Source organism: Methylocapsa acidiphila B2 (assembly GCF_000427445.1).
Lineage (GTDB): Bacteria > Pseudomonadota > Alphaproteobacteria > Rhizobiales > Beijerinckiaceae > Methylocapsa > Methylocapsa acidiphila.
The window spans coordinates 102,548-121,770 of sequence record NZ_ATYA01000001.1; the positions used below are offsets into that span (position 1 = coordinate 102,548).

Sequence of the window (19,223 nt, forward strand, 5' to 3'; positions counted from 1 at the left end):
AACTCCTCAATACGGAATTGGAATCGCCGGCAATGGTGTAAAGGCGATTGAGGATTTGAATATTGCCCCAATATGCCTAGTGGATAGCCGGTCGCGACATTTCGGCTCACAAATCGACTAAAGCTCTAGGCTCAATTGGGGCGGCTCGTTCGCCTGATCGTCGCCCAGCGACGACAATGACGCGCCGAGAAGCCGGATGCCTTTTGCGAGCGGAGAAAGGCTTTCGAGGAGTTCGAGGGTTTGCCGTTCAAGGTCGGCGCGCGTCTCAAATGGCGCTGCGCTCGTCCGGCTTCGCGTGATCTGCTGGAAATCGGCGTATTTGACCTTCAGCGTCACCGTCCGCCCACGCGCTCCAGCGCTCTCGCAATGACGCCAGACCTTTTCCACGATCGGCTGCAGCGCATCGCGCGCACTCTCGAGGGTGAAGATGTCAGCTGAAAAGGTGTTTTCGGCACCGACCGACTTCCGAATCCGATCGGAGCGAACCGGCCGTTCGTCGATCCCGCGCGCGATCCAGTAATAGTATGGCCCTGCTTTCCCGAATTGTTCCTGTAAATAGGCGAGAGGATGGGCCTTCAGGTCGAGCCCGGTCGCGATCCCAAGCCTGTTCATCTTCGCAGCGGTCGCAGGTCCGACTCCATGGAATTTTCGGACGGGCAGGGTCTCGACAAAGGCCGGCCCCATCTTTGGCGTGATCACAAATATTCCGTCGGGCTTACGATGCTCCGATGCGAGCTTCGCCAGAAACTTGTTGTATGACACGCCAGCGGAGGCGGTGAGGCTCGTCTCGGCGCGGATCTTCGCCCGGATCTGTTCCGCGATCTCGGTTGCGGAGACTATCCCCTTGAGATTTTCCGTCACGTCCAAATAGGCTTCGTCGAGCGACAGCGGCTCGATGATGGCCGTGTATTCGGCGAAGATGGCGCGCATCTGTTGGGAGACTGCCCTGTAGACGTCGAACCGAGGCTTCACGAAAATCAGGTCCGGACATTTCCGCTTGGCCATGATCGAGGGCATCGCCGATCGGACGCCGAATTCCCGCGCCTCGTAGCTCGCGGCCGCGACAACTCCGCGTTCGCGTGACCCGCCGACCGCGACCGGCTTTCCGCGCAGCCAGGGATTGTCGCGCTGCTCAACGGAAGCGAAAAAGGCGTCCATGTCGACATGGAGGATCTTACGGCGCCGCGCGGGCTCGATCGGCAAGCCCCGATCCTGATGATCGGACCGAGTCGTTCTCCGGTTTCGATCAGCATCCGACACGAGCATGACGATCAGGCCGCAAGGCCTCCCTCGTCTTTCCTTTCGCCCCTTGCGACGATGATAAGAGCGTCGTCGGGAAGCGGCCGCTGCAGCTTCAGAGCCTCCACTGCAGGCGCGGTCATCCAAAGGTCGATTTCTTCCTGCGTCATCAGAATGACGGGCATGGCTTTCGGATGGATCTGAGCCACGACCGCGTTGGGCTCGGTCGTCAGAAACGCGAAGATGTCATTGTTCGTCTCGCCTTCTTTCACTTTCCTGACCGATGTCCAATTGGTCCAGATTCCGGCGAAGAAAGCGAGAGGCCGGGTTTCGTTCAATGCAAACCAGACTGGCGGATGCGTGCCGTCAGGAAGCGCTTCGTTCTCGGAAAAGCTTGTGAAAGGAACGACACAACGATTCTCGACGCCGAGCCATCGGCGCCAGTGCGGCGACTTCACATTGCGGACGTTGGTGACGCCTGGATCGGACTTCTTCCCCTTTAGCGCGAAGACAGGTGCCGGCATGCCCCACCGCGCCATCGTGAGTTCGCGTCCATCGGGCTGATTGCGCACGATCGGGGCCGCATAGTCAGGAAAGATCCCAGGAAAGGGCGGTAGGTTGCCCGTGCGGTCGCTCATGGCGCGGGCGAATTCGCGGATCGCCTGCTGGCCTTTGGTCAAAGCGTAAAGGTTGCACATCGGCGATCCTCCTACCGCCACATCCCGCGCATGCGCGCGCCGACATCGACGCGGACCTGCCTCGGATCGAGCCGCCCCTCAGCCGTAGTCGCTGCGACGGGCCATGCGCAGATCTCGAAGAGCTGAAGAAGCGTCGCTGGAATGAAGCGCGTGCGCGAGGCATAAACATGACGGTCGCCCTGCGCGTTCTGGCCATGGGTGAAGAAACGCTGCGGCAAGACGAGATGTAGATCGTCTTTCGCCCGCGTCATGGCGACGTAGAGAAGGCGCCGCTCCTCCTCGATTTCAGCGGTCGTTCCAGCGCCGAGGTCGGAAGGAATGCAGCCGTCGACGGTGTTGAGCAGAAACACCGATTTCCATTCCTGCCCCTTCGCGGAATGGATGGTGGAAAGGATCAGATAATCTTCGTCCAAATGCGGCGCGCCGGCCTGATCGCTTGTGGCGTCCGGCGGGTCCAGCGTCAGTTCCGTCAAGAAGCGCTCCCGGGACGGATAGCCGGACGCGATCTGTTCGAGCTGCAGGAGGTCGGCCTGTCGGATGGAGACGTCTTCATGGATGCGGGTGAGATGCGGCTCATACCAGAGCCGCGCCTGCTCGATCTCCGCGGGCCATCCGGCCTCGCCCGCGCGAAGGCGCAGCAAAATGTCCACGAACTCCATCCAGGCGGCTCCGGCGCGCGGCGGCGACGGACTGTCGGCGAGCGCGGCAAGCGGGTCCGGCCCATCCGCCATCAGGTCGAGCGCGCGCTGCGCCGTGGTCGGCCCGACGCCTGGCAGGAGCTGCATGAGGCGGAAGCCAGCGACCCGGTCGCGCGGGTTCTGCGCAAAGCGCAGCAGCGCCAGCATGTCCTTGACATGGGCGCTGTCGAGGAATTTGAGACCGCCGAATTTGACGAAGGGAATGTTGCGCCGGGTCAGTTCGACCTCGAGCGGGCCGCTATGATGGGACGTGCGGAACAAGACGGCCTGCTGCTTCAGCGCCGCGCCGCCCTCCCGGTTTTCCAGAACCGTCTCGACGACATAGCGCGCCTGATCGGCCTCGTCGCGGACATTGACGAGCCGAGGGCGATCCGCCGACGGGCGGTCGGTCCAGAGGTTCTTGGTGAAGCGCTCCGCGGCGAGATCGATGACGCCATTGGCGGCCGCAAGGATCGGCTGGGTCGAGCGGTAATTGCGATCGAGCGTGATGACGTCGGCCGGCGGGCTGAATTCGGCGGGAAAATCGAGGATGTTGCGCACCGATGCGGCGCGGAAGGAATAGATCGACTGCGCATCGTCGCCGACGACGGTGAGACCCCTGCCGCTGGGCTTCAGCGCCATCAGGATCGAGGCCTGCAGGCGGTTGGTGTCCTGATATTCATCGACCAGCACATGGTCAAACCGGCCGCCGATATCCTCGGCGAGCAGCGGATCGCCGACCGTCTGCGCCCAGTAGAGCAGGAGGTCATCGTAATCGAGAATATTCTGCGCCTGCTTGGCCTCGACATATGCCGCGAACAGCTCGCGCAATTGCTCGCTCCATCCGGCGCACCACGGGTAGGAGCCGCGCAGCACGTCGTCCAGCGGCAGTTCCGCGTTGACGGCGCGGGAATAGATCGCGAGGCACGTCCCCTTGGTCGGAAACCGGCTTTCCATCTTTGAGAAGCCGAGCTCGTGCCGGACGAAGTTCATGAGGTCGGCGCTATCTTCCCGGTCGTGGATCGTAAAAGCCGGATCGAGGCCGATCTGTTCGGCATAGTCGCGCAAAAGCCTTGCGCCGATCCCATGAAACGTCCCCGCCCATGCGAGCGCATTGGTCATGACGCCTGATTTGCTCCCAAGAACCTTGGCGCAGATGCGCTCGACGCGTCGGCTCATTTCGGCCGCCGCCCGGCGGGAAAAGGTCATCAGCAGGATGCGGCGCGGATCGGCGCCGCTGACGATCAGATGGGCGACACGATGCGCCAGCGTGTTGGTCTTGCCGGAACCCGCACCTGCAATGATCAGCAGCGGGCCGCCGATCGCTCCGTCGGCAAGGCCAACCCCATGCTCCACGGCGCGGCGCTGTTCGCTGTTCAATGTCTCCAGATGCGCCGCGCTCACGAATGCCCCGATATCTTGCTGTTATTCCTCAGCGATTCGCCGACCCCTGTTACATACCGCACTTCAAGCTCCACGGCTGCGTCAATGAAGGTTGATGCGACGGATTGACTCACGCGGCCAGATAAGAACATTTAGGGAACATAACATTCAAAGAAACCGCTGGGAAGACCTCTGAGAGGGCCTTTTTGCCTATGAAGGAAGCCGCCGCCAGCCCCATCGTCGCCGAACTTCGCGCGCGCATTCAGCGCCTCGAAGGCGGACGCGCGCACGGTCGCACGGTGCTGCCATTCGGGATCAAGGAGATCGACGGCCGTCTGCCGGGCGGAGGGCTGGCGTTCGGCGCGCTGCATGAGGCGGCGGGCGGCGGCAATGGCGCGATCGACGGCGCGGCGGCCGCGCTTTTCGCGGCGGGGATCGCGGCGCGGACGCGCGGCAAGATCCTGTGGTGCGTCGCCCGCCAGGATCTTTTCGCCCCGGCACTCGCGCAGGCGGGGTTGGCGCCGGACCGCGTGATCTATGTCGAGGCCGGCGATGAGAAGTCGGTTCTCGCCTGCTTCGAGGAAGGTCTGCGCCATGGCGGGCTTGGCGGGGTCGTGGCAGAGGTCGCCCGACTGTCCATGACTGCCTCGCGCCGGCTGCAGCTCGCGGCCGAAAGCTCCGGCACGATCGGCTTTGCCGTCCGTCGCTGGCGGAGGCAGGCCGAAGCCGCCGAATTCGGGCAGCCGACCGCCTCCGTCACCCGCTGGCGCGTGACGGCGCTTCCCTCCGCCCCTTTGCCGGTCCCAGGCGTTGGACGCGCAAGGTGGCGGCTCGAATTGATCCGGTGCCGGGCCGGCGAGAGCGCCGATTTCGAAGTGGAGGCCTGCGATGGCAAGGGTCGTCTCCATCTTCCTTCCGACCTGGCCCACGGACCGGATCAGAAGAAAGCTGGGCGCCGCCGCGCCGTCAGCTGAAGCGCCGCTCGTGCTCATAGGCAGGGACGGAAGACGGCGCGTGGTGCTGGCTGCCGACGCAGCCGCTCAAGCCGCGGGCTTGCGCGTCCGCATGCCCGTGACCAAGGCGCAGGCGCTGGTGAAAGGTCTGGTCGTCATGGACGCCGATCCGGCGGGCGACGCCGAAGCGCTTGAGCGCCTCGCCCTCTGGGCGCTGCAGCGCTATGCGCCGATCGCCGCGGCCGACCTGCCGGACGGGATCGTGATGGACGTCGCCGGCGCGGCGCATCTTCATAGCGGAGAAGACGCCATGGCAAAGGGGATAGTCGAGCGGATCGCCGCCGCCGGCGTCGCAGCGCGCGCCGCCCTCGCCGATAGTTGGGGCGCCGCTCATGCGTTGGCGCGTTTCGCCGCGCGTCCCGCCATCATCATTCCTCCTGGCGGGAGCGCGAAAGCGATCCTCGAGCTGCCGATTCGCGCCCTGCGCCTGCCGAAGGATATAGTGGACGGTCTTCGCGTCCTCGGCTTCGAGAGCATCGGGGAACTGGCGGCGACGCCCCGCGCGCCGCTCGCCCTGCGCTTTGGTTCCGAACTTGGCCGCCGCCTCGATCAGGCCTTCGGGAGGATCAGCGAGCAGATCGATCCCCTGCGGCCGCCGGACCTTATCGAGGTTCGCCGCGCCTTTGCCGAACCGATCGGCGCTGCGGAAACAATTGCCCGCTACACGGGCAAACTTGTCGTCCAGCTTTGCCAAGCGCTCGAGGCGAAGGGCCTCGGAGCCCGACGCCTGGACCTTGTCTTTCATCGGGTCGACAACCGCATCGAGGCCATCCGCATCGGAACGGCGCTGCCCGTTCGCGACGTAAAGCGCCTGACCCGGATGCTCTGCGACAAGATCGAGACCGTCGATCCCGCCTTCGGCGTCGAGATCATGCGGCTTGCGGCGTCCGTCGCCGAGCCTCTGGAGGACAAACAGACGATTTCGTCGCTGACGGAGGAGCCGGAGGCCGACGTCTCGGCTCTGATCGATGCGCTCGCCAACCGCGTCGGCGAGGACAGGATCTATCGCTTCGCCCCGGTCGCCAGCGATGTGCCGGAACGCTCCGTTACGCGGATCGCGCCGTTGGCGCCCGATACGGGTGAAGCGTGGCCGGACCATTGGCCGCGGCCTTCACGCCTGTTGCCAGTCCCCGAACCCATCGACGCCATGGCGCTGCTTCCCGATCATCCGCCGGTCAGCTTCACCTGGCGCGGCGTTCGCCGCCGGGTGAAGCGCGCCGACGGTCCCGAGCGCGTCTTTGGCGAATGGTGGAAACGCGACGCCGAACTGGTTGCGGTGCGCGACTATTTTCAGGTCGAGGACGAGGCCGGCGAACGGTTCTGGATCTATCGCGCCGGCGACGGCGAAGACGCCGCAACCGGTTCGCAGCGCTGGTTCCTGCACGGGGTTTTTGGATGAGCGCGCCCCGCTATGTTGAACTGCAATGCACGTCGCATTTCAGCTTCCTGCGCGGGGCGAGTTCCTGCGATGAACTGTTCGCGCAAGCTGCAAAGCTCGGCATGGAGGCGCTCGCCATCGTCGACCGAAACAGCCTGGCCGGAATCGTTCGCGCCCATGAGGCGGCGAAGGCGACGGGCCTCCGTCTGATCGTCGGCTGCCGCCTCGATCTCGCCGACGGCATGTCCGTCCTCGTCTATCCGATCGATCGACCCGCCTACGCCCGGCTTTGCCGGCTGCTTTCGCTCGGCAAAAGGCGCGGCGGCAAGGCCCAATGCCGGCTCGACTGGTCCGATCTCGTCGCCTATGCCGAGGGCCTGATCGCGATCCTCGTCCCCGACGGGGCCGATGAGGCCTGCGCGCAGCGCCTGCGCCGGCTCGCGCAAGCGTTCGGAGACCGCGCCTATATGGCGCTGACCCTCCGCCGCCGGCCCAACGACGCCCTGCGGCTGCATCGCCTGTCGAACATGGCGGCGCGGGCAGAGGTCGCGACCGTCGTCAGCAATGACGTGCTCTTCCATATCCCGGCGCGGCGCATGCTGCAGGATGTCGTCACCTGCATCCGGCACAATTGCGCCATCGACGACGCCGGGTTCCGGCGCGAGCGGCACGCGGACCGCTATCTTAAGCCGCCGGAAGAAATGGCCCGGCTGTTCGGCCGTTATCCCGAGGCGCTGGCGCGCACGCTCGAAATCGCCGATCGCTGCCGCTTCTCGTTGAGTGAGCTTGCTTATCAATATCCGCACGAGGCTGCGATCCCCGGCCTGACGCCGCAGCAGGCCTTGGAGAAACTGGTTTGGGAGGGCGCGGCCGACCGTTACCCCGAGGGCGTCCCCGACAAGGTGACCGCGCTCCTCAAGCATGAACTGCGTCTGATCGAGACGCTGCATTATGCTCCCTATTTCCTGACTGTGAACGCAATCGTCCGCTTCGCCCGCAGTCAGGACATTCTTTGCCAGGGCCGCGGCTCCGCCGCCAACAGCGCCGTCTGCTACGTGCTCGGGATCACCTCGATCGATCCTGAGCGCAACGACCTTCTCTTCGAGCGCTTCGTATCTGAGGCGCGACGTGAGCCGCCCGACATCGACGTGGATTTCGAGCACGAGCGGCGCGAGATCGTCATGCAGTGGGTGTTTGATCACTATGGCCGCGATCACGCCGCCCTTTGCTCGACCGTCATTCGCTATCGCGCCAAAGGCGCGTTGCGCGACGTCGGCAAGGCGCTCGGCCTGCCGGAAGACCTCATCAAAATGCTGTCGTCCCAGATCTGGGGCTGGTCGAGGGAAGGCGTCGAGCCAAAGCACGTGGAGGAGCTGAACCTCAATCTCGGCGATCGACGCCTACGCCTTGCTCTGGACCTCGCCCGCGAGTTGATCGGCGCCCCACGGCATCTCTCGCAACATCCCGGCGGCTTCGTCCTCACCCATGACCGGCTCGACGAGCTCGTTCCGATCGAGCCGGCGGCCATGAAAGACCGGCAGGTGATCGAATGGGACAAGGACGACATCGACGCGCTGAAATTCATGAAGGTCGATTGCCTGGCGCTCGGCATGCTGTCCTGCATGAAGCGCGGCCTCGATCTGCTGGCTGAGCATAAAGGCGTCGCGCTCGACCTCGCCACCATCCCGGCCGAGGATCCCAGCACCTATGCGATGATCCGCAAGGCCGACACGATCGGGGTTTTCCAGATCGAGAGCCGCGCGCAGATGGCCATGCTGCCGCGGATCAAGCCCCGCACCTTCTATGATCTGGTCATCGAGGTGGCGATCGTCCGGCCCGGCCCCATTCAGGGCGACATGGTCCATCCCTATCTGCGCCGCCGCGAAGGCAAGGAAGACGTGGTCTATCCGAAGCCCGAGCTCGAGAAAGTGCTCGGCAAGACGCTCGGCGTGCCCTTGTTCCAGGAACAAGCGATGAGGGTTGCGATCGAATGCGCCGGATTCACAGCCGCCGAGGCCGACCAGCTTCGCCGGTCGATGGCGACGTTCAAACATACCGGCGGGGTCTCAAAGTTCCGCGACAAGCTCATTTCCGGCATGGTCGCCAAGGGCTACGAACGCGAATTTGCAGAAAAGACCTTCAACCAGCTGGAGGGCTTCGGCAGTTACGGCTTTCCCGAAAGCCACGCCGCCTCATTCGCGCTGCTCGCCTACGCATCGTCCTGGCTCAAACGCCATCACCCGGATGTGTTCTGCGCGGCGCTCTTGAACGCGCAGCCCATGGGTTTTTACGCGCCCGCGCAAATCGTCAGGGATGCCCGCGACCATGACGTCGAGGTTCGCCCCATCTGCGTCAACGCCTCGCGTTGGGACTGCACGCTTGAGCCGGCCGGCGACGAAGACCGCTTCGCCGTGCGGCTTGGCCTGCGCATTGCGCGGGGTCTCTCCAACGCCAACGTGGCCGCCATCATTGGCGCGCGAGCCGACCGGCCCTACGCATCGGTCGACGATCTTTGGCGTCGCGCCGGCGTTCCGGCCGCCTGTCTCGTGCAAATCGCCGAGGCCGACGCCTTCCAACCGTCGTTAAAACTCGCCCGGCGCGAGGCGCTCTGGGCGATCAAGGCGCTACGCGATGAACCGCTTCCTCTCTTCGCCGCCGCCGCGGCCCGCGAAGCCGAGACTGTGCCCGAAATAAATGAGCCTGCGGTGGCGCTCCGCCCGATGACCGCCGGCGGCGACGTCGTCGAGGACTACGGCCATGTCGGACTGTCGCTCCGCGCGCACCCTGTGTCATTCCTCCGCGAAGAATTGCGTCGCAAAGGCGTCGCGACCTGCGCCGAAGCGATGCAAGCGCGCGACGGACGCTGGGTTCGCGCCGCAGGACTTGTCCTCATTCGGCAAATGCCCGGCTCCGCCAAGGGCGTCATGTTCATCACCATCGAGGACGAAACGGGCGTCGCCAATCTCGTCATCTGGCCAAAGCTCTTTGAAAAGCAGCGCCGCGTGATCCTCTCCGCCGGCATGCTGGCCGTTCATGGCCGCATTCAGCGGGAAGGGGAGGTCGCCCATCTCGTCGCCCAGCGACTTGCCGACCTCTCGCGGCTCCTCGCGAGCATCGGCAATCGCGACTTGGCTGCTCCGCCGCCGCATGGGCGCGGAGACGACCTCCATCGCACAAGTCCCGGCGGTCCGTCGCCCAACGGACTTAAAAGCCACGGCGCCCCACCTCTATGCCTCGATGCGATCAAGGTGAAGGCGCGGGATTTCCGGTAGGGCCGGCGACTCTGCTAACAGCCTTTAAGCCGCCGCCTTTGTCTCCTCGGCGCTGGCGCCAGCCACTGATGCAGGTCGACGACCGCGCGCCTTTGGCGCCGCCCACTTGCCGTCGGCGTTTTTGGCGAGGCCGCGTTTCTTCAACGCTTGAAGCGCGAAGGACACCGTCCGATTATTGATGTCCCGGCCTGTGGCCTTGACCTGCTCGGCGATCTCGGCGACCGAAAGGGGGCCATGCTCGGCGAGGACCGCGGAGATCGCGGCGCCGATGGTCTGGCGCGCCTCGCCCGGTTCACTCGCCTCCGGCTTACCTCTGAGCTTCGGCTGGCGACCTGCCTTTGGCCCCGGCTTTTGTTTCGCCTTCGGCTCCGACGTTGTTTTTGTCTGGCGCGCCGAAACCTTTTCGAGAACTAGGAGCTCCCGCTCGGCGATGCGCAGGTCGCCGATCTTCGCCTCCAATTCGGCGATCTTCGCGTGGATGCGTTCGAGTGCGGTGTCCATCGGCAATTTGCTCCTGTTGATCGGGGGATGGGGACGCTTGCAGTCGAATCAAGCCGAGTTGGCCGATCCTGCAAACTATGAAATGGGGAAGCGCCTACTCTGAATCAATTATCCAGTTCGCGCCCCTTTCAGGAAACCATTTCCAAAGGACGCGGTGAGTCGCACGGATGAGTCTTCGAATATATAGACGCCGAAAAGTCAACAGTTGATTTCCAACACCGCCGCTTGAGATGTGAAGTCCCAGCTGCGCAATCGCGCAGTTGCTTGACGCTACGCGAGCTGTGGATTCATCCGGCGACCGTCGGCCGGGCGGTGGCGATGGCCGAAACGTCGGCGCCCCACATGAGACTTTCCGGCAGCTTTAGGATGCGCCCACTCGATCTCCGCTGACCGCGCCGATCCGGGTCCACAAGAATTTTAGACGTGCGATATCCAACCTGCGCCGGCCAAACGACTTAAACTGGCGAGATGGCGCCGGCGTCCCCGCTTCCGCTTCTCAACGAGCATTCGCCGTCGCAGTATCTCGCGGCTGGCCTATTCGGTAGCCCATAATTCCGCGCAAACAGTCATAGGAATTTCCCGGACTACCTGAGACAGCTGTCCATCCCTAGCGCTGAACATCTCCCTGGCCATGACGAAGCGGAAGCGCATCGGCCGCCGCCAACGGCTTGGGCGTTATTGCAAGGGGATCGGAAGAGTCGTTTGATGTCATTTATCTATCTCCTTCCAACAAAGGCAGGGAGCCTTGAAGTCAGCCACCCAGTTTGCTCCTCCCCGTGAAACGCTCGTCGGCTCGGTCGAGCGGGTGACCTTTCACAATGAGGAGAATGGCTTCGCGGTCCTGAGGGTGAAGGCGCGTGGGCGGCGCGATCTCGTCTCGGTCGTCGGCCATGCGGCTTCGATCTCCGCCGGCGAATTCATCCACGCGGTCGGCGTCTGGCTCACCGATCGCACGCATGGGCTTCAGTTCAAGGCTGATCTTCTTAAGATGACTCCACCGACGACGGCCGAAGGCATCGAGAAATATCTCGGCTTTGGCATGGTCCGCGGCATCGGGCCGAAGCTCGCGAACAGGATCGTCGGCGTATTCGGCGAAGGGACCTTCGAAATCATCGAGGCCAATCCAGAGAAGCTGAGGGAGGTGTCCGGCATCGGCGAATTCCGCGCCGGGAAAATCGCCGCGGGCTGGGCCGAGCAGAAGGCCGTCCGCGACATCATGCTCTTCCTGCATTCGCACGGCGTCGGAACGTCGCGGGCGGTCCGCATCTTCAAAACCTATGGCCATGACGCCATCCAGGTGATGACCGAGGATCCCTATCGGCTCGCCCGCGACATTAAAGGGATCGGCTTTCGGACAGCCGACGCCATCGCCATGAAGATGGGCATGACCCGCGAAGCGCCGCAGCGGGTTCGGGCCGGGATCTCCTTCGCTCTGCAGGAGGCGACTGACGAAGGCCATTGCGGGCTTCCCATCGAGTTGCTCGTCGAGCTCGCGATCAAGCTCCTCGAGGTCGACAAGACCATCGTCAGATCGGCGCTGGAGCATGAGCTCGCTCATGACGAGGTCGTCGCCGACGCGATCGGCGGAGAGCCCTGCATTTTTCTGCGCGGCCTCTATCTCGCCGAAAGGGGCGTCGCCGACCGGCTTCTTTCTCTCGCCCAAGGCTCACCGTCATGGCCGCCGATCGACGCCGAAAAGGCGATCCCCTGGGTCGAAAAGAGGACAGGCAAGACGCTCGCCGCCTCGCAGCGCGCCGCGATCGGGCTGGCGCTTCAGGCGAAAGTGGCGGTCGTCACCGGCGGCCCCGGCGTCGGCAAGACGACGCTGCTCGACGCCATCCTGCGCATCCTTTCCGCCAAGGGCGTGAAAATCCTGCTCGGCGCGCCGACCGGACGCGCCGCCAAACGCATGACCGAGCAGACGGGCCTCGAGGCGAAGACCATCCATCGCCTGCTCGAGATCGATCCCATGCACGGCGGGTTCAAGCGCAACGCCGAGAACCCGCTCGACTGCGACCTGCTCGTGATCGACGAGACGAGCATGGTCGACATTTCGCTCATGTTCGCCGTCATGAAGGCGATCCCATCCAGAGCGGCCCTGCTGCTTGTCGGCGACGTCGACCAGCTTCCTTCGGTCGGGCCCGGCCAGGTCCTCTCCGACATTATCGCTTCCGGAGCGATTCCCGTCGCCCGCTTGACCGAAGTGTTCCGCCAGGCCGCCGAGAGCCGCATCATCGTCAACGCCCACCGGATCAATCGCAGCGAAACGCCGGAATGGCCAAAACGCGGCGAAGAGTCGGACTTCTGGTTCGTCGAGGCGAAAGATCCCGAGGACGGCGCGGCCAAGGTCGTCGAGCTTGTCCGCGAGCGCATTCCGAGGCGGTTCGGCCTCGACCCGATCCACGACATCCAGGTTCTTTGTCCCATGCAACGCGGCGTTCTCGGCGCGCGGTCGCTCAACGCCGACCTCCAGAAGGCGCTCAATCCAAACCCGTCCGTCCGCATCGAAAAATTCGGCTCGGTCTTCGCCCCCGGCGACAAGATCATGCAGACCGAGAACGATTACGACCGCGACGTCTTCAACGGCGACCTTGGGACGGTGCTGCGCATTGATGAGGCTGAAGGCCTGCTAATCGCCGGCTTCGACGGGCGGGAGGTGGAATATCCCTTCGGAGAGCTTGATGCGCTGTTTCCCGCCTATGCGATGACAATCCACAAATTGCAAGGATCCGAATATCCGGCCGTCGTCATCACCCTTGCGACGCAGCATTACACGATGCTGGCGCGAAACCTCGTCTATACAGCCGTCACGCGCGGCAAGCGCCTCGTAGTCATCGTCGGCCAGCGCCGGGCGATGGCGATCGCGGTGAGAAGCGGGGCAGGGCGGCGGCGCTGGACGAAACTGGAAGAGTGGATGAAGACGGCGCACAGGACCTGACGGACTGCTTCCTGAATAACGGGCCTACGGAGCGACGGCTGCGTTCGATGGCCGCGCGCGCCCGGATTGCGGCTCCCTGAAAATGCCCCGGGTTTGGTCGTTGGCTGCAAGCGGCGGCGCTTCAGTTGGATGATGAGACCTGCATAGCAATCGAGAGTCGCCCACCGCCAACGCACTCGGCCTTTAGCGCATTCGTGCGTTGATCATATCGGCCGGCGCGGACTGGAGGCATGATCAAGCGCGCTGAGACGATTACCCGAATTTGTAAGGCCCGAGGAACAGATCGCCGAGCGCTTTGCGCATGCGCAGCGTGAGCCAGCGCTGGCGGCGATGCTCATCCCGATCATGCAGCAGGTGGCAGCGCTGGCAGAGAGCCTTCAGATTGCGCGGACCGTTGTTTGCTGGATCATGATCGAGATGCGCGGTCGCCAAATACACGCGTGTGGAGCGGATTTCAGCCAACGAGATTGTCTCGAGCCCATTCCGCAAAAGCCGGCCTTGGCCGTCGCGCCACGCCGAGCGCTCTGCGTCCCACCAACGCCCGTCGCCGAGGCAGATGACGATCCGGCCATGCGGCCGCGCGCAATGTTCGCAGCGGCCTTTCGCCCGCTCGAAACGGATCACGATCGAAAGCTCCCGCCAATCGATCGGATAGAACCAGCGAAATTGGGGGCGGATGGGCATGTTGAATCGATAGCCGAGAACCAATGCTCACGACAAGACCCGGAAGCGCTTGATGGGTCCGGCAGCTCCGAGACCTCAAATGCGCCAAAGCCCCGCGGTTTGGCGGCGAAGGCGTTGGAGGCAAGACCATTGACGTCCAGCGGCGAAGTGTCGAAGGCAGATGCATGCCGGCGCATTCAGACCGGGTTCTACGGGCGGAGCGACTCGGCGCGAACGCGGGAATGCCCCGGACATAGCGGCGGACGCCCTGCACGCGGGCGCGCACAGCGGGGACACTTCACAGTCGGGCCTATCGGAGCTGACGATTGCAACCAAGCGCTCGGCTCTTGCGCCCGCTGCCAACCAGTTGTAGAACAAATAACGAACACGAAGTGCGGACTCGCAAGGTCAAGCGATCGATTTCATCGTCCAGGGCGCAGTTTAAGGTCATGAATGAAACGCCGCGGGCGAGGAGGGGACATTCCATGGCGAGGATAATCACAAGCGCGTGGCGTCAGCCCACGCGAACGGAATATCGGATCGAGTTCATCCGTCACATGGACGGATTTACTGAGCCGGAAGTCTTGCACGTTGTCGCCGGCGCGTTTGAAAGCCTCGACGACGCCGTTGCCGAAGGAAATCAGCTCTGGCCCTCCATTCACGACGCGCGCGGGGCGGAAGGCTTTCGCGTATCGCCAAATGGCGGAAAGCCGATCGCGCATCGATTCCGCGGCGATTCACGCCTTTAACATGGCTTATCGCCGCATTTTCTATGTCATGGCGGCCGCGACTAGCCTTCTCGCTTTGACGACGGCCGGCCCTGCCATGCGCCGGCATTATGACGGCGCCGCGCAGATTGTCGCCGAGGCGTCCGCCCTCCACTATGCGCCGGCCGAAAACCTGGAGCATATAGACGTGGCCCTGATCGATCAGGCAAGGACGAGCATCGATATGGCGGCCTACGTGCTGACCGATTTTGCCGTGATCCAGGCGCTTACGGGAGCCGCTGACCGTGGCGTCGCCATTCGTGTCTATCTGGACGGTGGACAGTTTGGCTCGCGCGAGCCCAAGCAGCCCTTTTATGACTTGAAGCTGACGCCTGGCGTTGTGATCAAGAGAAAGAAATCGGGCGGGCCGCTCATGCACCTCAAAGCGTTCCAGATCGACGGGCGCGTCCTGCGCACCGGCTCCGCCAATTTCTCGCCGTCCGGCCTGAAGCGGCAGGACAATGACCTCGTGGTCATTGAGAGCGTCAAAGCGGTCGACGCGTTTAGGCGGAATTTCGATCGTGTCTTTCAGACTGGCGAGGCGCTGCAATGAGTGTTGGAGCGACGCAGCGCGTCGCGTGAAGGCGGTGGCGCAGCGAACTAAACATAATGGTGGCGCGTCGCGCTTTAAGGTGACCCGGATATTGTTGTGGCGACGGACAGCAGAATGCGATTTCCGCTCTTCCAACAGGTCTATCCCGGATGTGAACATTGACAGGGCCAACGAATGACTGCCGTATAACGACCAGGTGTATTTAATTTAGGTTGGGCCTGGCTTGAACAAAGATTGCAGCGCTTTCATCCGCGCCAACACCAGGCTCTCGCAGGTCCCTCTGACGCCGCGTATAAAACTCTATCTCGCTGAAGAGGGGACGGAACTATGGCGAAAGACCGAGGATGAAATGGAGCGAGGGCTTGGCCCGCCACCCTTCTGGGCTTTTGCCTGGGCCGGAGGCCAGGCGCTTGCACGCTATATCTGCGATCATCCCGAACTGGTGAGGGGAAAAAGAGTGCTCGATTTGGCGGCGGGCTCCGGCCTTGTCGCAATCGCCGCGGCGCAAGCTGGGGCAAGTGAAGTTGAAGCCAATGATCTCGATTGTTTCGCCGGGGCGGCGATTGCGCTGAATGCAATTGAAAACGCGGTGATCATCAAAACGCGACTCTGCGACCTGGTCGGCTCCGAGGAGCCATGGGATCTTATTTTGGCGGGTGATGTTTCCTATCAGCCTGATATGGCCGCGCGAATTACAATCTGGCTGGAAGATCGCGCAAGGAGCGGAACCCCGGTTCTCATTGGCGACCCGGGGCGCGCTTATCTGCCCCGAGAAAAACTTTGCTCGCTCGCTTCCTATGATGTTCCGGTCCCGCTGGCTTTGGAAGACGTCACGATGAAGCGGACGGACATTTGGGGCTTTATCTGAAAGCCCAAAATTTTCGCCGCGGCGCGCCACGGTGTGGCGCCCCAATCAGGGGAAGACCGATTTCCAGAAGCAAATCTGCTCCGAAGCCCAGCTTGGCGGTCCGCCTTCAATATGGCGCTTTGCCTTACCGCCTGACCAAATCAGGAGCTCCTGAGATTCTTCTCGTCACCACAAGGCAGACAAAGCGGTGGATCATTCCCAAAGGCTGGCCCATCAAAGGACTGACGCCGGCGAAGTCGGCCGCCCGCGAAGCTTTTGAGGAGGCCGGGGTGCGGGGCTCGATCAAGACAAAGGCCATCGGAGTTTTCTTCTACGACAAGCACCTGGATGAGGATGGAATTATCATTCCCTGCGAGGTGCGCGTATTTCCCCTGCTGGTAAAGCGGCTGAGTAAGACCTGGCCCGAGTCTCAACAGCGAGAGACGCAATGGTTTGAGCCGGCGGCGGCGATATCTTTGATTGAAGAGGAAAGCTTGCGAATATTGATATCCTCTTTCTTCGAACATCTGGCTGCCGGAACATTGGCGTCAAAGGCGCCCACGCGATAGGGTGTGGCTTGAAGATTGCGGCGGGGGAGGTCCGCCGGGGCCTTTCGAGACTATGGAAGGTCCTTTCCACTTCGCGCAGGCAAATGGCGGAGGCCCAGGCTACTGACCCGGCGCCAACGCTCGGCCGCTGAAGCCCGAGAAGCACACGCAGCTGATGGGGGAGCAAGCAATTCCTGATTTGATCCCTTGGGATAAAATTTCGGGTCCGCTCGCGGCCGCGGAAGACGCGCTCGCCCGGCTCGACGAACGGCTGCGGTCGAGCCCCATCGTTGAGGGCTGGATCAGCCGGACCCATTTCCAGGACGCCTGCGCCAGCCTTTGGCTCGCCGGCGAGCTCGTGACCCTCGAGGATCTCGTCCTGCATGACGCGCGGATGGACGTCCGTTCGCCGACGCATGAATTGACCCGCGCCCAGGCGGCGCTGCGGACCCGTCGGCGAATCGCCGGCGGCGCGCCGGATTGGGCCATGAGCGCAGAGGGTCTCGCCATTCTTCGCGGTGATGGCGATAGCAAGTCCGCGGACGCGACGCGCGCGGATGAGGCGGCAAAGCGTGGAGAAGCGACAACGCCGGACTCAGCCGGCGCTGCCGGCGCAGACCCACTCGCAGAAGAGCTCGCAGCGCTGGATCGCGCGTTCGAGAGCAACAACCGATTCCTCGCCGGAGGCCCAGCCGTGGCGAGGCCCGTGCGGGATCCGCTCATCTATGATCCGGATTGGGAGGATGGCGAGAAGCTGGCGGCCTGGCGGAGCGGCGCCGCGGCGTCCCAATCCGATCCTCCCCTCCTGGCGGCGGCTCTGCTGTGGGACGCCTGGGAGACCAATCCGCCGCTCGAGGGTCAGGTTTAGCTCGGCAATCTGCTGGTTCCTGCGCTGCTTCGGGAGCGGCGGAAAACGCGGGCGCATCTCCTTTGCCTGAATTCCGGGCTGCGCCACATCCGGCGGGAGAAGCGTCGGTCCCCTGATCGACTGACGCGACTCAACGCCTTCCTGGAGGCGATTGCGATGCGGGTCGAGGCCGGCATGAAGGATCATGACCGCTGGCTGCTCGCCCGACGGAGCTTGGAGAACAAGCTCAAGAGCAAACGTTCCAGCTCCCGCTTGCCCGCTTTGGTCGATTTCATTCTCGCGCGGCCGATCGCCTCGGCCGGCATGATCGCAGCCGTACTCGGCGTGACGCCGCGCGCGGCGCAAGACATGGTCGGCGAGCTTGGCCTCCGCGAGATCACGGGGCGGGGGCGCTATCGAGCTTGGGGAATCCTGTGATCGGAGCTTTTGCTATGTCTTCGCCGCGAGCCGCGTCGTCCGATAGGCGGCGGCGAGAGGCATGCTGAAGGTGATGCTCTCGAGGGTCAGCTCGCCGGTCTCGATGGTCAAGGGCTTGCTCGGCCAGGATCCGTCCTGATTGCGGCGGAGAAGCTCGGCGCCGATCGAGGCGGTCTTGAGGACAAGGATTTCCTGGACGCTCGGGATGGTCGTGTAGGCCCAGACATTGGCCCAAGTTTCCGCCTGATTGCTCGGGGAGAGGATCTCGATCAGCAAGACAGGGTTGGCAAGAGCGCTCTCTTCAGCGTCATAGCCGGAACAGGTCACAGCGAGGTCCGGGATACGGACATTTGTCTCGGATTGAACGTGGGGGATCACGCCGGGCGTCGTAATGACGCGGCATGGGCTCATTCGTTCGCCGAAGTGGTTAGCAATCAACCGGCCAAGTTCGTTTTGGATGGCGCCATGGGTGATGCTGGCGGGCGCCATTGCCTGCGGCTCGCCGTCGACCAACTGCCAGAGCTGGGGCGAGGGCGGGTTCCAGGCGAAGAACTCCGCGACGGTCATTCGGATCGGGATCTTGGGCAGCGCGCTCATCGAGGAAATCTAGCAGAAAAACCGACTGCGGGTAAGAGGTAGGCAGAAGGCGAGCCTTGCACAGTCTGCCCATTGAAGAGCTACGCCAGAGCTTATCGTCATTTTCGGCTGGAATTGTCCTAAGAAGTAGCAGCGTAACAGGGCCATGCGGCGATTTCGGAAACAGCGTCCGTCACAGGAGCATAGTTGTTATAGTCATTCCGCGGCTGACCTGGATGGGCTTTGGCATAGGCGAGGTCCTCCTCGAATTCTTCGAGGCTGTATTTGGAGAGGTGCTCTTGCGCGATCGCTTTCCTGACCAATAGTTTCAGATTGAAGAGCCCGAGCATGCCGATGAGCCGGCCAAATCACGGCAATATGGAACCTGCCGCACTGCCATTATTGCGGCTGGGCGCGATCTTATAGAATGGCGCTTATGCGACATGTCCGCGCAAAGGCAAGCCTAGTTGTGCAGGCAATTATTCATTACGGCTCCTCTGCAGTGAAAGCTCGATTGAGGACACGTTCAGCGCGGGCCGAGCCTGATGTGCCAGTGCGGCACGCAAATCATCACGTTCAGAGAGCAACTGATCGCGTGCTTTTGTGAGAGCTGCGTTGGCATCGCGTAAGACGGCGACCTCTGCGTAGAGATTGTCAAGCTCGCTTAATTCGTCCGGAACCTGTTCCGACTTTCCGGAAATAATCATTTCCACTCCTATCTTGCTTAGCTTAGGACATGCGTGGAGCAAAAAACGAAAATATATTGTATTAACAGCCTTGTGCGAGGCGCAAGAAAGCAGGCTCTCAGGAAATGGAGTTGAAAGCAGAGAGAAAAATAACCCCGCCGCGTGGCAATAAGAGGGCATCCCAGAAAGCGGATCGGGC

General features: G+C 62.9%; 16 protein-coding genes and 1 pseudogene. 10 read left to right on the plus strand and 7 right to left on the minus strand.

The genetic code is table 11. From position 1 onward, the window contains the following. Positions 1 to 117: 117 nt before the first annotated feature. From dinB to METAC_RS0100625, 3 genes are all read right to left on the minus strand, one after another. Positions 118 to 1,197 carry a DNA polymerase IV gene (gene dinB / locus METAC_RS21665; RefSeq protein WP_036255160.1) on the minus strand — a complete coding sequence of 360 codons (1,080 nt, stop codon included), beginning with the start codon at positions 1,195 to 1,197 and terminating at the stop codon, positions 118 to 120. Between the two features lie 74 nt (positions 1,198 to 1,271). Next, a complete protein-coding gene (locus tag METAC_RS0100620; RefSeq protein WP_026605555.1) occupies positions 1,272 to 1,937 on the minus strand; it encodes an SOS response-associated peptidase in 666 nt (221 codons plus the stop codon). 11 nt (positions 1,938 to 1,948) lie between these two features. Then, positions 1,949 to 4,018, minus strand: coding sequence for an ATP-dependent helicase (locus METAC_RS0100625; protein WP_026605556.1), 2,070 nt, complete (start codon positions 4,016 to 4,018; stop codon positions 1,949 to 1,951). Between the two features lie 191 nt (positions 4,019 to 4,209). Here METAC_RS0100625 and METAC_RS0100630 point away from each other — a divergent pair, with 191 nt between their 5' ends. From METAC_RS0100630 to METAC_RS0100640, 3 genes are read left to right on the plus strand one after another with little or no spacing between them, the layout of a single operon-like run. Further along, positions 4,210 to 4,971 carry an ImuA family protein gene (locus METAC_RS0100630; RefSeq protein ID WP_026605557.1) on the plus strand — a complete coding sequence of 254 codons (762 nt, stop codon included), beginning with the start codon at positions 4,210 to 4,212 and terminating at the stop codon, positions 4,969 to 4,971. Further along, on the plus strand, positions 4,886 to 6,409 hold the full coding sequence (locus tag METAC_RS0100635) for a DUF6504 family protein (RefSeq protein ID WP_026605558.1): 1,524 nt from the start codon (positions 4,886 to 4,888) through the stop codon (positions 6,407 to 6,409). Before METAC_RS0100630 ends, METAC_RS0100635 begins: the two co-directional genes overlap by 86 nt. Further along, complete coding sequence (locus METAC_RS0100640; RefSeq protein WP_026605559.1) at positions 6,406 to 9,660, plus strand: error-prone DNA polymerase; 3,255 nt, start codon at positions 6,406 to 6,408, stop codon at positions 9,658 to 9,660. Before METAC_RS0100635 ends, METAC_RS0100640 begins: the two co-directional genes overlap by 4 nt. A 24-nt stretch (positions 9,661 to 9,684) precedes the next feature. On the opposite strand, the gene METAC_RS0100645 is transcribed toward METAC_RS0100640, so the two are convergent. After that, positions 9,685 to 10,161: a winged-helix domain-containing protein gene (locus METAC_RS0100645; protein ID WP_026605560.1), complete on the minus strand. Its 477-nt coding sequence runs from the start codon at positions 10,159 to 10,161 to the stop codon at positions 9,685 to 9,687. Positions 10,162 to 10,906: 745 nt separating this feature from the next. Between METAC_RS0100645 and recD2 the strand changes: the two genes are divergently transcribed. Next, complete coding sequence (gene recD2, locus METAC_RS0100650; RefSeq protein ID WP_026605561.1) at positions 10,907 to 13,099, plus strand: SF1B family DNA helicase RecD2; 2,193 nt, start codon at positions 10,907 to 10,909, stop codon at positions 13,097 to 13,099. 252 nt (positions 13,100 to 13,351) lie between these two features. Here recD2 and METAC_RS0100655 read toward each other — a convergent pair whose 3' ends face one another. Beyond that, on the minus strand, positions 13,352 to 13,783 hold the full coding sequence (locus tag METAC_RS0100655) for a hypothetical protein (RefSeq protein ID WP_026605562.1): 432 nt from the start codon (positions 13,781 to 13,783) through the stop codon (positions 13,352 to 13,354). Positions 13,784 to 14,247: 464 nt separating this feature from the next. On the opposite strand from METAC_RS0100655, the gene METAC_RS26680 reads away from it, so the two are divergent. From METAC_RS26680 to METAC_RS27340, 6 genes and pseudogenes are all read left to right on the plus strand, one after another. Beyond that, positions 14,248 to 14,511 (plus strand): hypothetical protein, encoded by a 264-nt coding sequence (locus tag METAC_RS26680; RefSeq protein WP_198017139.1) that lies wholly within the window; start codon positions 14,248 to 14,250, stop codon positions 14,509 to 14,511. 166 nt (positions 14,512 to 14,677) lie between these two features. Continuing rightward, positions 14,678 to 15,082, plus strand: a complete 405-nt coding sequence (locus tag METAC_RS21670; protein ID WP_198017140.1) for a phospholipase D-like domain-containing protein — start codon at positions 14,678 to 14,680, stop codon at positions 15,080 to 15,082. 223 nt (positions 15,083 to 15,305) lie between these two features. Then, complete coding sequence (locus METAC_RS0100670) at positions 15,306 to 15,950, plus strand: class I SAM-dependent methyltransferase (RefSeq protein WP_026605565.1); 645 nt, start codon at positions 15,306 to 15,308, stop codon at positions 15,948 to 15,950. Positions 15,951 to 16,042: 92 nt separating this feature from the next. Continuing rightward, on the plus strand, positions 16,043 to 16,498 hold the full coding sequence (locus METAC_RS0100675) for an NUDIX hydrolase (RefSeq protein ID WP_026605566.1): 456 nt from the start codon (positions 16,043 to 16,045) through the stop codon (positions 16,496 to 16,498). 373 nt (positions 16,499 to 16,871) lie between these two features. Further along, positions 16,872 to 17,564 (plus strand): annotated as a pseudogene (locus METAC_RS27335) (DUF1612 domain-containing protein); the annotation flags it as partial. A gap of 42 nt (positions 17,565 to 17,606) precedes the next feature. Next, complete coding sequence (locus METAC_RS27340) at positions 17,607 to 17,762, plus strand: helix-turn-helix domain-containing protein (RefSeq protein WP_342446930.1); 156 nt, start codon at positions 17,607 to 17,609, stop codon at positions 17,760 to 17,762. Between the two features lie 12 nt (positions 17,763 to 17,774). On the opposite strand, the gene METAC_RS0100685 is transcribed toward METAC_RS27340, so the two are convergent. Both METAC_RS0100685 and METAC_RS0100695 read right to left on the minus strand, forming a co-directional pair. Further along, positions 17,775 to 18,359 (minus strand): Uma2 family endonuclease, encoded by a 585-nt coding sequence (locus METAC_RS0100685; protein ID WP_026605567.1) that lies wholly within the window; start codon positions 18,357 to 18,359, stop codon positions 17,775 to 17,777. Between the two features lie 458 nt (positions 18,360 to 18,817). Further along, the gene (locus METAC_RS0100695; protein WP_036255121.1) at positions 18,818 to 19,045 is read right to left on the minus strand and encodes a hypothetical protein; all 228 of its coding nucleotides are present in this window, start codon (positions 19,043 to 19,045) and stop codon (positions 18,818 to 18,820) included. Positions 19,046 to 19,223: the final 178 nt, after the last annotated feature.

Excerpts from the sequence above, each read along its gene's own strand:
- METAC_RS0100685 (WP_026605567.1), bottom strand. The coding sequence starts at position 18,359 with ATGAGCGCGCTGCCCAAGATCCCGATCCGAATGACCGTCGCGGAGTTC.
- METAC_RS0100645 (WP_026605560.1), bottom strand. The coding sequence starts at position 10,161 with ATGGACACCGCACTCGAACGCATCCACGCGAAGATCGCCGAATTGGAG.
- METAC_RS0100620 (WP_026605555.1), bottom strand. The coding sequence starts at position 1,937 with ATGTGCAACCTTTACGCTTTGACCAAAGGCCAGCAGGCGATCCGCGAA.
- METAC_RS0100630 (WP_026605557.1), top strand. The coding sequence starts at position 4,210 with ATGAAGGAAGCCGCCGCCAGCCCCATCGTCGCCGAACTTCGCGCGCGC.
- METAC_RS0100640 (WP_026605559.1), top strand. The coding sequence starts at position 6,406 with ATGAGCGCGCCCCGCTATGTTGAACTGCAATGCACGTCGCATTTCAGC.
- METAC_RS0100635 (WP_026605558.1), top strand. The coding sequence starts at position 4,886 with ATGGCAAGGGTCGTCTCCATCTTCCTTCCGACCTGGCCCACGGACCGG.
- METAC_RS0100655 (WP_026605562.1), bottom strand. The coding sequence starts at position 13,783 with ATGCCCATCCGCCCCCAATTTCGCTGGTTCTATCCGATCGATTGGCGG.
- METAC_RS0100695 (WP_036255121.1), bottom strand. The coding sequence starts at position 19,045 with ATGATTATTTCCGGAAAGTCGGAACAGGTTCCGGACGAATTAAGCGAG.
- METAC_RS26680 (WP_198017139.1), top strand. The coding sequence starts at position 14,248 with ATGGCGAGGATAATCACAAGCGCGTGGCGTCAGCCCACGCGAACGGAA.